Source organism: Leucobacter sp. M11 (assembly GCF_035726885.1).
Lineage (GTDB): Bacteria > Actinomycetota > Actinomycetes > Actinomycetales > Microbacteriaceae > JAPFRB01.
Genome location: NZ_JAPFRB010000002.1, coordinates 280,975 through 291,514, shown reverse-complemented (window position 1 = coordinate 291,514; position 10,540 = coordinate 280,975). Strand labels below are relative to the sequence as shown.

Below are 10,540 nucleotides of genomic sequence, written 5' to 3'. Positions count from 1 at the left end.
CATCCCGTGCCCGAGCTGCGGATTCCCGCGCTGACCCATGCCCCCGGGCGGACCCACGAGCTCGTCGCCGAGTACTACGACACCGCGGACCGCGTCCTCGCCCGCGCGGGGGCCGCGTTCCGGCACCGCCGGGGCGGCTCCGATGCGGGCTGGCACCTCAAGGAGCGCCGCCCCGACGGGGTGCACGAACTCCGCTGGCCGGACGCCGAGGAGCTCCCCGCGGGCGCTCGCGAGGAGCTGGCCAGCCGCACGGGCCAGGACCCCGCCGAGCTCCGCCTCGAGGCCACCGTGACGATGGAGACCAGCCGCGCCACGAGTACGCTGCGCACCGACGCGGGCGAGGACCTCATCGAGATCGCCGATGACCGGGTGCGCGCGACCGTGCACCGGGACGGCACCGTGCGGCAGTGGCGCGAGTGGGAGGCGGAGCTGCTCGTCGAAGACGTCGCCCTCGGCGCCGTGCTCTTCGGCCGGGTCCAGCAGCAGCTCCGGGACGCCGGGGCCACCCCGGCGGCGAGCGACGCCAAAATTCAGCGCGCGCTGGGGCTCACCTCGCACGCCGCCTGGGCCCGATCCGGGACGAGCGCCGCGGACCTCGTGCGCACCGCACTGCGCGACCTCGCCGACCGGCTCGCGGCAGCCCACGAGGAACTCGTTCGTGACGACCCGGATCGGGTGCACCAGACTCGGATCCTCGTGCGACGCAGCCGGAGCCTCCTGGACGTCTTCGGCCCCCTCCTCCGCGAGACGGGCGGCAGCCTCGCCCCCGCCGCGGAACGCCTCCGCGCCCTGGGCCGGCTCCTCGGCGAACCGCGGGACGCCGAGGTCCGGCTCGCCGCCGCGCGCGCCCGGGACGCGTCGCCCGAGCAGATCGCCGCGCTCGAGGACCGGCATCGGCGGGCGCACGAGCGCCTGGTCGCCGGGCTCGACGCGGGGGCCCTGAGCGACGCCGTGCGCGCGCTCCGCGAGGCGCTCGTCCGTGCGCCCATCCCGTCCGGGGCCGACGAAGGATCCGGAGCCGCGCCCGAAACCGAGCCGCAGGCCGCGCCCGAAGCCGCCCCGGGCCGCGCCGACACCCTGGCCGGACTCCTCCGGCTCCGGCGCGAGCGGCTGCGCACCGGGGCCGAGGACCTGCTCGCGAACTGGTCCCTCGTCCTGGACACCGCGGCGGAGGCGGAGGCGGACCCGGAAACGGTTCCCGACGCCGCGACGGAGCCGGCCGGGGAATCCCCCTGGGCCGCGCGGCTGCACCGCGTGCGCAAGGACGCTCGCCGCGTCCGCTACGCCGTCGAAGCGCTGAGCCGCGGCGCGGAACCCGGCGCGCTCCCCGCGGAGTTCAGCCCGGAAACCGCCGCCGAGGCGAAGCTCGTGCAGGATCTCCTCGGCGACGCCCGCGACCGTGCCGCCTTCGGGGATCGGGAGGGCTCGCTCGCGGCGCTCGCCGCCGCGCACCCGGTTCTTTCCGAGCTGGGGAAAGCGTAGGCTAGGGCCATGACGAAACCCGGCGAACCCAGTCAGCACGCGCGGCGCAAGCAGATGATCGTGGCCCTCATCATGGGCGCGATCATGGGCACCGTGCTCGGCCTGCTCACGCAGTTTTGGTGGTGGCTGCCCGCCGGCCTCGCGATGGGTCTGGCCACCGGCGCCATCATGAAGCCCCCGGCCGAGTAACCGGGCCGGAGCATCGCCCCGGGGAGCCGCGCCGGGGAACCGAGCGTTTCCTCCGAGGATCGGGCACCGGGCAAACTCTGAGCCACGCCGGGGCGCGAATCTGCCAGGATCGGGTTCGGGAGGACAAGAACCGTGGCAGAAACCGTATTCGAGCGACGTCGCCCTGCGGCGCGCTTTGTCGAAGACTCGCTCGCCGAGACCCGCCTGGCCTGCTACTGGCTGGAGGACGCGGCCGAAAACGCCCCGAGCTTCCCGGCGCTCCGCGACTGTCTGACCGCGGACTTCGCCGTGGTCGGCGGCGGCTACGCCGGGCTGTGGACCGCGATCCGGCTGCGGGAAGCGTTCCCCGATGCCCGCGTCGTCCTGCTGGAGGCCAAAACGGTGGGCTGGGCCGCCTCCGGCCGCAACGGCGGCTTCTGCGAGGCGAGCCTGACTCACGGGGAGGCCAACGGCCTCGCTCGCTGGCCCGACGAGATCGGAACCCTGAACCGGCTCGGGGTGACGAACCTGGATGAGATCGAGCGCTTCGTCGCGGAGCACGGGCTCGACGTCGAATTCGAGCGCACGGGTTCCCTCACCGTGGCCAACGAGCCGCACCAGCTGGACTGGCTCTCCGCCGATGCGCGCGCGGGTCGAACCGTGCTGGACGCGGAGGCGAGCCGGGCCCGAATCAACTCGCCCACGTTCCTCGGCGCGGAGTTCGATGCCCGGCAGACCGCGCTCGTGCACCCCGCGAAGCTCGCCTACGCGCTCGCCCGGCACGCGAGGGACCGGGGCGTGGAGATCTATGAGCGCAGCCGGGTCCGGGAGCTGCGCGGGCGCGCGACCGAGCCGATCCAGCTCGATTGCGGACCGCACACGGTGACAGCGGGACGGGTCGCGCTCGCGACGAATGCCTTCCCCTCGCTGCTCAAACGCTTCCGCACGCACACCGTGCCGGTGTACGACTACGTCCTGATGACGGAACCGTTATCCGCGCAGCAGCTCGCCTCGATCGGCTGGGACGGTCGCGAGGGGCTCGCCGACCTGGCGAATCAGTTCCACTACTCCCGGCTCACCGCGGACAACCGGATCCTCTGGGGCGGCTACGACGCCGTGTACCACGCGGGCGGGCGGATTCGCCCCGCCTACGAGGACCGAATGGCGACGCACCGGCGGCTGGCCGAACACTTCTTCACGACCTTCCCGCAGCTCGCCGGGCTGCGCTTCAGCCACCGCTGGGCCGGGGTCATCGACACGAGCACCCGCTTCTGCGCCTTTTTCGGCGAGGCGATGGGCGGGCGCGTGCAGCTGGTCACGGGCTTCACCGGGCTCGGCGTCGGCGCAACGCACTTTGCCGCGCGCGTGCTGGTCGACCGCCTGGCCGGGCGACGGACCGAGCGCACCGAGCTCGAGATGGTGCGCACCGTCCCCCTGCCGTTCCCGCCCGAGCCGCTCGCGAGCGCGGGCATCCAGGCCACCCGCTGGTCCCTCGACCGGGCGGACCACAACCGGGGGGAGCGGAACCTGGTGTTGCGGACCCTCGACGCGGTCGGCCTCGGCTTCGATTCCTAACGATCACCCCCAGACAGAAAGCACGGTGACGACGATGTCCCCTCAGGCAGAGACCCCACCCGCACGGAGACCGTCCGCATCCGGCGCGAGCGACCCGGCGGGCTCCGCAGCGCCGACCGAGTCGGCCGAGGCGCTGCTCCCGGCGGGAGAAAACGCCGCCGTGTACGCAACCGGCATCTCCCTGCCGCTCGCCGCCCCGAGCCTCGCGCAGACCGAGGCCGGGTCGCCCCGGGAAGGGCTGGTGCCGCTCGGGCGGATCGGCGCGGTGGACGTCGACCTCTGGGAACTGCGCACGGGCACGGTCACCGATGTGGAGCTGGAGGAGATGTTCGTGGTGCTCTCGGGCAACGCGACGATCGAGTTCCTGGACGAGGACCGCTCGCTCGTGGTCGGGGCGGGGGACGTGGTGCGCCTCACCGCGGGCTCGCGCACCCGGTGGACGGTGCTCGATCACATCCGCAAGGTCGCCGTTTCGCTCCCCGCGGGCTAGCCGCGGGGCCGCGGTGCACGGGGGCTCAGCGCCCCAGGAGCTCGATGCGCTCGGCGAGGTAGCGGTCCAGGGGCGGGCAGCTCCCCGCGTCCGCGTCCGCTCGCCAGCGGGCCAGCGGCACGCCCGAGCGCACCAGGAGCGAGCCCGCGTCGAGATCGCCCCCCGCCGCGCAGGCCGCGGCGCAGGCCGCGAGATCGATGGGCTCGGCCCCGAAGGTGACGGGCTCCCCGGGCGGGTAGCCGCCCCGAAACGCCGCGGCCTGCACATCGCGCCGCTCCTCCAGGGAGCGGGACTGGTAGCCGAGCCGCCCGCGCTCGCGGGCGGTCGTGACCGGGCCCGCCGTCAGCAGCGCCGGCCCCGCCACGAGGCCCGCCGGATCCTCGGCGGCGAGCAGGAAGACCCCGAGCCGCCAGACCCGGCCCAGCGGGCGCATCGTCGCCGGCCGGCGAACGACCCAGAGCCGACGCCCCTCCGGCACAGACTCCGCGAGCGCCTGCGTCGGGGCATTCGCGGTGCGGAGCTGATCGACGGCGGCCGCGATCATCGCGTCAAGACTGGTCACACCCCCATTCTACGGGCCGGTGGGGCGACCCCCGGACGGGCGGGGGAGCGGGAGCGCGCGTTCCCAGCGCGCCCGGAGCACGCTATGCTCTCCCCTGGTGCGCGCTTCCGGGGGCGCACCGGGCAGGCCCCGCAGGGCCCGGCCCACACGCAATGGAAAAGAGAAACACATGGCCCTGTCCTGGGAAAAGCACGGTGATGGACGGACGGTTCAGCCGGGCGCGATCGTGGCCCCCGGCGAGCGACTGAGCTGGCCTCGCACGATCGGACTCGGCGCGCAGCACGTCGTCGCGATGTTCGGCGCGACCTTCCTGGTCCCCATTCTGACGGGCTTCTCCCCGGCGACCACGCTGTTCTTCTCCGGCGTTGGCACGATCCTGTTCCTGCTGCTGACCCGAAACCGGATGCCCAGCTACCTCGGCTCCTCCTTTGCCTTCATCGCCCCGATCACCGCCGCGACCGCGGGCGGGGGCGACCTCGCGCGGGCCTCCTTCGGCATCGTCGTGGTCGGCGTGCTCCTCGCGCTCATTGGGCTGCTCGTGCAGAAGACCGGCACGGGCTGGATCAACTGGCTGATGCCGCCCGTGGTGATGGGTGCGATCGTCGCCCTCATCGGCTTCAACCTCGCCCCCGCCGCGAAGGACAACTTCGTCGCCTCGCCGGTCGTCGCGCTCATCACCCTCGCCGTGGTCATCCTCACGACGGTCGTCTTCAAGGGCATCCTCGCCCGGCTCTCGATCTTCGTCGGCGTTGTCGCCGGATACATCGCGGCGACCCTGATCGACAAGCTGGACTACAGCGCCGTCAGCGAGGCCGCCTGGTTCGGCCTGCCCGAGTTCCACCTGCCCGCGAACCCCTTCGCCTCGCCCGAGCTGTGGGGCCTGCTGCCCGCGTTCCTGCCCGTCGTGCTCGTGCTCATCGCCGAGAACGTCGGCCACGTGAAGTCGGTCGGCCTCATGGTCGGCCAGGACCTCGACAAGGTCACCGGCCGCGCCCTCTTCGCCGACGGCCTCGCGACCACGATTGCGGGCTTCGGCGGCGGCTCCGGCACCACGACCTACGGGGAGAACATCGGTGTGATGGCGGCCACCCGCGTCTACTCGACCGCCGCGTACTGGGTGGCCGGTGGCTTCGCGATCCTGCTCAGCCTCTCGCCCAAGGTCGGCGAGATCATCAACACGATCCCTCCGGGCGTGCTCGGCGGCGTCACGGTCGCCCTCTACGGCCTGATCGGCATCATCGGTGTGAAGATCTGGCTCGACAACAAGGTGGACTTCAGCCGCCCGGTCAACCAGTTCACGGCCGCGACCGCCCTGATCGTCGGAATCGCTGACTTCACCTTCAACCTGGGGACGGTGACCTTCAACGGCATCGCGCTCGGCACGATCGCCGCGATCGCGGTCTTCCACATCATGACCGGCGTCGCAAAGCTGCGCGGCACCGAGGCCTAAGCACGCCCCGCCGCGAAACTCCCGCCGAAATCCACTGGATTTCGGCGGGAGCGGCTTAGGGTGGCGGTGTGTGGACAGTGGATAGGAAACGCAGGCCGAGCGGGAAAGAGCGCGAGGCCGCCCCGGCGAGCCCGCAGCCGCCCGTCGCCGAGGGCACCCTGGCGCCCGCAACCGAAGCGGCCCCACCCCCTCCGGAGCACCTCGTGACCCCTGAATCCCCGCTCAGCCCGCTGACCCCCGTGGACCACGACGCCGCGGATCACGCGGCCTGGCGACGGGAACTCGCCCGCATCGGCGGGCGCTCCTCGCTGCTGTTCTTCGACGACGACCCGCGCAACCGGATCGAGCTGTCCACGACGCACCCCGGTGGGCTGCCCCAGTTCATCACGGGGCAGAAGATCCTGCTCTCCACGCTGATCCGCGATGATCTCGCCCTGCGGAACGCGCGCCTGGCCGCGGGCCGGATCACCGACAAGGCCATCGAGATGCGCACCGTGCGGGGCCTGGAGACCGTGCACCTGGGCATCGGCATCGCGAAGTGGACCTTCGAGGGCACGGACTACTGCGCCCCCGTCATGCTCCGCCCGCTCGCCGTGCGCCGCTATGGCCGCGACTTCGAGCTGAAGCTCAAGCGGCAACCCTATGTGAATCCCGCGCTGCACCGCGCGCTCTACGAGCAGTTCGGCATCCGCCTCGACCCGGAGGCCTTCGTCGCGCTCTCCCAGTCGGCCGGGGTCTTCAAGCCCCAGCCCGTGATCGACCGGCTACGCGCGGCGACCGCGGCCGTGCCCGGTTTCCTCGTGCAGCCCCGACTCGTGGCCTCCTCGTTCCTCGACGTGGCCGACCGGATGGTGGCCGACGCCGCGAAGCTTGACCACCCGATCCTGCAGGCCGCCTGCGGGAACGAGCCCGCCCAGGTCCAGCTCAGCGAGCGCTTCCAGCCCGCCGAGCCGACCCCGCCGAACCAGCGCCCGCCGGAGACGGACCGCGCGCTGCACGACAGCGACCTGGAACAGGACGAGGTCCTCGCGAACATCGAGTCGGGCAACTCCCTCGTCGTGCACACCCTGCCCGGCACGGGCGGCACGCAGACCGTCGTGAACGCGCTCGGCGCGCTCGTCGCGCAGAACAAGCGCGTCCTCGTGGTCTCGCCGCGCCGCGCGACCCTGGACGGCATCGCCCACCGGCTCGGGCGGGTCGGCCTGCCCGGCCTCGCGGTCACGCCGCGGTTGCTCCGCCGGAACATCGTCGAGTCCATCACCCGGTGCGAGACCGCCGTTCCGGCGAAGATGCGCGATGTGGACGAGGCCCTGTCGCGCCTGCGCGGCGTGCTCCTGGACTACCACCAGAGCCTGAACGCGCCGGACGAGCGCTTCGGGGTCTCCCCGATCGAGGCCGTGCGCGCCCTGACGAAGCTCGCCCTGCTCGACGAGCCGCCCGCGACGACCGCCCGGTTGGACGAGACGGCGCTGAACACGCTCTCGATGGACCGCACGGGCATCGCCGCCTCGCTCACCGAGGCCGCTGGCCTCGGCCAGTTCCAGTACGGGCCAGAGGACTCGCCCTGGTACGGGGTGAACTTCCGAACGACCGACGAGGCCAAGAGCGCCTACGCCCGGGCCGTCTCGCTCGCGGAGTCCGAGCTGCCCCGCCTCATCACCCTCGCGAACGAGGTCGTGACCCAGACCGCGATGCGCGGCTACGAGACGATCGCCGAGCTCGGCATCTACCTGCGCCTGCTCATGGGAATCCGGGAGACGCTGGATCGCTTCACGCCCGAGGTGTACGACCGGTCGCTGACCGAGGTCATCGCCGCGCACGCCCCGCGCAGCGGCGAGGAGATGAACGGCGCGAACCGGCGTCGGCTGCGCAAGCTCGCCCGCGAGTATGTGCGCCCCGGCGTGACCGTGACCGATATGTACGAGCGGCTCCTGCAGATTCAGCAGCAGCGGATGCTCTGGCAGCGCTACTCCTCCGTCGCGGGGGCCCGCCCCGAGGTACCCCTCGGCATCTCCGATGTCATCGTCGCCTTCCAGAGCGTCTTCCAAGACCTTGAGGAACTCGATCGGGTCCTCGACGTCACGGACAACGACCTGCGGATGAAGAACCTGCCGCTCACCGAGCTGGCCCAGCGCGTGCTCTCCCTCGCGGAGGAGTCCGAGGTGCTGCACAACATCCAGGAGCGCACGGCCCTCGTCGAGGAGCTGCGCGCCGCCCACCTGGAACCGCTGCTCGACGACCTCTCGGCCCGGCACGTGCCCTCCGCGCAGGTGTCGCTCGAGCTGGAGCAGGCCTGGTGGCAGTCCGTGCTGGAGCGGATGCTCCAGACGAATAAGGCCCTGCTGAGCGCGAACACCTCCGTGCTGGATCGCCTCGAGGCGGACTTCCGGCTCGTGGACGACGCGCACTCGGGCGCCAACGGCGCGGTGCTGTCCGCCCGGATTGCCGACGAGTGGCGCGTGTCCATCCTCGACCACGCGGAGGAGGCCCGCGCGCTCCGCGAGATCCTGCGCGGGAACCGGGTGGATGCCCGGGCCCTGATTGAGCGCGCCCCGAACCTCGTCGGTGTGCTCTCGCCGGTCTGGCTCGCCTCGCCCTACGAGGTGCACCAGGTGCCCGACACCGCGAGCTTCGACACGGTGCTGCTCGTGGACGCGGGCGCAACGACATTCGTGGAAAACGTCGGCGCGATCCGCCGCGCCGCGCAGGTGGTCGCCTTCGGTGACCCCGTCACCCAGACGCCCTCCGCGTTTGAGATCGCCGTGACGACCCCCGGCCGCGACGGCGAGGCCCCGGCCGCCGTCGACGGGGAGCCCGCTCCCGAGACCGTGGATGAGCTGCACGGTCGCTCCGCGCTCGCGGTGCTCGGGGAGTTGCTGCCCGGCTTCGTCCTCACCCGCAGCTACCGTGCGGGCGGCGAGGACCTGACGAACCTGGTGAACAGCCGCTTCTACGACGGCGCGATCGAGTCGCTGCCCTGGGCGGGCTCCTTCCTCGGCCACCACAGCATCCGCCACGAGTTCGTCCCGGGCGGCCACGGCCTGCCCGACCCGACCACCGGCGCGGTGGAGAGCACCGACGGCGAGGTCGAGCGCGTTGTGCAGCTCGTCCTGGAGCACGCGAGCGAGCGGCCGCGCGAGTCCCTCATGGTCATCACGGCGAGCGAGAAGCACGCGGTCCGCGTGCACCAGGCGGTGCTCGCGGCCTTCGCGAAGTACCCCGAGCACTCGGACATGCTCCTCACCGACCGCGCCGAGCCCTTCACCGTGCTCACCCTTGAGCAGGCCACGGCGCACAGCCGGGACCGGGTCGTGTTCTCCGTCGGCTACGGGCGCACGCCGCACGGCCGCGTGCTGTCGAACTTCGGCGCGCTCGGCAAGCCCGGCGGGGAACGCCTGCTCGCGGTCGCGATGACCCGCGCCCGCCGCGGCATGACCATCGTGAGCTGCTTCCGACCGAGCGACCTCGACGCGAAGCGCACGGGTCACGGCGTTGCCGCGCTCGCTGAGCTGCTGAATCACGAGCACGAGCCCGTCGAGGTGGGCCTGCCCGCCGAGGCGGATCCGATGCTCGGCGACCTCGCGGAGCGCCTGACCGCGCTCGGCCTCACCGTCGCGCTGGATTACCGCGGCAAGATCCCGCTGGCCGCCTCCTATGGCGAGCGGGCCGTCGCGGTCGAATCCGATCTCTGGGGCGGGGAGCACAGCCTGCGCGAGGCGCTTCGGCTCCGGCCCGCCGTGCTTCGCCGACTCGGCTGGCACGTGCACCGGGTGCACAGCTTCGACCTGTTCAGCGACCCCGACCGCGTGGCGCTGCGCATCGCCCAGCTGCTCGGATATGACGCAGAGGCGCAGGCCGCCGCGCTCGGCGAGGGAACCGCCGCCGCGGGGGCCGCTGGCGTCCGTTCCGCCGGATGACCGAGGCAGCGCCGAAGTCGCCCCGCACGCCCCGCCGCTCGCGCCGGGTGAGCCGTCCCGCCGCCCCCGGCACCGATGAGCGACCCGGGGACCACCCGCTCGACGCGCTCGCCGAGGAAGACGCGCCGGGCGCCTGGGGAGAGGGGCAGGCCGCCGAGCGTTCCCGCGAGGCGGAGCTGCGCCGCGACAAACCCCCGCACTGGTCGTAACGCACACGCCAGGCGCTCGTGCAGCACGGCGCTGCGCTTCCGAAACGAGATCGCTTCGGCCCGCAGCGCCGCCCGCGACGAACGCCTGGCGTGGGTGCTGGCTCGCTTAGGAGTCGGCGTGCTTGCTCGGGGCCGAGCCCAGCGCATCCGCGGGGGAGGCCCCCTGCTGGGCGCGGAGCAGATCGCGGATCTCGGTGAGCAGCTCGGCCTCGGTCGCCGCGGCGACCTCCTCTTCCTCGGTCTTCGCGGTCTTCTCGCGCAGCGTGTTCATCGGCATCACGAAGACGAAGTACACGACCGCGGCGACGATCAGGAAGTTCAGGAGGGCGCCAACGATCGCGCCGAAGGCCAGCTTGTCCCCGCCGGGCAGGGTGTAGACCCAGGCGGTATCCAGGCTGTCCGCCTTGAAGAGCATGCTGATGAGGGGGTTGATCAGCGCGGAGACGACCTTCTCGACGACCGCGTTGAACGCGGCGCCGATGACGACCGCGACCGCGAGGTCGATGACGTTGCCCCGCATCAGAAAATCTTTGAAGCCCTTGAACATAGTCTGCCCCTCCTCAGTGTGCCTGTTCCCGGCAGCCGGCCGGTCGGTTGCGTTCAGGCGCGCCCCAGGGGTGCGCCTGAGAAAATTCTAGGGGGAGCCGACTAGGAAGACGAGCTTGACGACGGTGCGGCGGATGAGCC

At 72.3% G+C, this 10,540-nt stretch carries 9 protein-coding genes; 7 read left to right on the top strand and 2 right to left on the bottom strand.

Going from position 1 to position 10,540, the window contains the following annotated elements; all coding sequences use genetic code 11:
- The 4 genes from OOT08_RS05630 to OOT08_RS05615 form a co-directional block, all read left to right on the top strand.
- A partial coding sequence (locus tag OOT08_RS05630) for a CYTH and CHAD domain-containing protein (protein WP_325091602.1) occupies positions 1 to 1,482 on the top strand: 1,482 nt, incomplete at its 5' end.
- Positions 1,483 to 1,491: 9 nt separating this feature from the next.
- Entirely contained in the window at positions 1,492 to 1,671 is a 180-nt protein-coding gene (locus OOT08_RS05625) for an HPP family protein (RefSeq protein WP_325091601.1), read from the top strand.
- A 132-nt stretch (positions 1,672 to 1,803) separates the two neighbouring features.
- Positions 1,804 to 3,225: an NAD(P)/FAD-dependent oxidoreductase gene (locus tag OOT08_RS05620; protein ID WP_325091600.1), complete on the top strand. Its 1,422-nt coding sequence runs from the start codon at positions 1,804 to 1,806 to the stop codon at positions 3,223 to 3,225.
- Positions 3,226 to 3,259: 34 nt separating this feature from the next.
- Complete coding sequence (locus OOT08_RS05615; protein ID WP_325091599.1) at positions 3,260 to 3,715, top strand: cupin domain-containing protein; 456 nt, start codon at positions 3,260 to 3,262, stop codon at positions 3,713 to 3,715.
- A 25-nt stretch (positions 3,716 to 3,740) separates the two neighbouring features.
- Here the strand turns inward: OOT08_RS05615 and OOT08_RS05610 are convergent, their stop codons facing one another.
- Positions 3,741 to 4,277, bottom strand: coding sequence for a hypothetical protein (locus tag OOT08_RS05610; RefSeq protein ID WP_325091598.1), 537 nt, complete (start codon positions 4,275 to 4,277; stop codon positions 3,741 to 3,743).
- A gap of 169 nt (positions 4,278 to 4,446) precedes the next feature.
- Between OOT08_RS05610 and OOT08_RS05605 the strand changes: the two genes are divergently transcribed.
- From OOT08_RS05605 to OOT08_RS05595, 3 genes are all read left to right on the top strand, one after another.
- Positions 4,447 to 5,727 (top strand): uracil-xanthine permease family protein, encoded by a 1,281-nt coding sequence (locus tag OOT08_RS05605; RefSeq protein ID WP_325091597.1) that lies wholly within the window; start codon positions 4,447 to 4,449, stop codon positions 5,725 to 5,727.
- A gap of 68 nt (positions 5,728 to 5,795) precedes the next feature.
- The gene (locus tag OOT08_RS05600; protein WP_325091596.1) at positions 5,796 to 9,644 is read left to right on the top strand and encodes an AAA family ATPase; all 3,849 of its coding nucleotides are present in this window, start codon (positions 5,796 to 5,798) and stop codon (positions 9,642 to 9,644) included.
- Positions 9,641 to 9,853 carry a hypothetical protein gene (locus OOT08_RS05595; RefSeq protein ID WP_325091595.1) on the top strand — a complete coding sequence of 71 codons (213 nt, stop codon included), beginning with the start codon at positions 9,641 to 9,643 and terminating at the stop codon, positions 9,851 to 9,853. Before OOT08_RS05600 ends, OOT08_RS05595 begins: the two co-directional genes overlap by 4 nt.
- A gap of 106 nt (positions 9,854 to 9,959) precedes the next feature.
- Here OOT08_RS05595 and mscL read toward each other — a convergent pair whose 3' ends face one another.
- Positions 9,960 to 10,400, bottom strand: coding sequence for a large conductance mechanosensitive channel protein MscL (gene mscL, locus OOT08_RS05590; RefSeq protein WP_325091594.1), 441 nt, complete (start codon positions 10,398 to 10,400; stop codon positions 9,960 to 9,962).
- Between the last annotated feature and the right edge of the window lie 140 nt (positions 10,401 to 10,540).

What these genes read in the sequence shown, in the direction of transcription:
- OOT08_RS05625 (WP_325091601.1), top strand. Translation starts at nt 1,492, where the DNA reads ATGACGAAACCCGGCGAACCCAGTCAGCACGCGCGGCGCAAGCAGATG.
- OOT08_RS05615 (WP_325091599.1), top strand. Translation starts at nt 3,260, where the DNA reads ATGTCCCCTCAGGCAGAGACCCCACCCGCACGGAGACCGTCCGCATCC.
- OOT08_RS05605 (WP_325091597.1), top strand. Translation starts at nt 4,447, where the DNA reads ATGGCCCTGTCCTGGGAAAAGCACGGTGATGGACGGACGGTTCAGCCG.
- OOT08_RS05595 (WP_325091595.1), top strand. Translation starts at nt 9,641, where the DNA reads ATGACCGAGGCAGCGCCGAAGTCGCCCCGCACGCCCCGCCGCTCGCGC.
- mscL (WP_325091594.1), bottom strand. Translation starts at nt 10,400, where the DNA reads ATGTTCAAGGGCTTCAAAGATTTTCTGATGCGGGGCAACGTCATCGAC.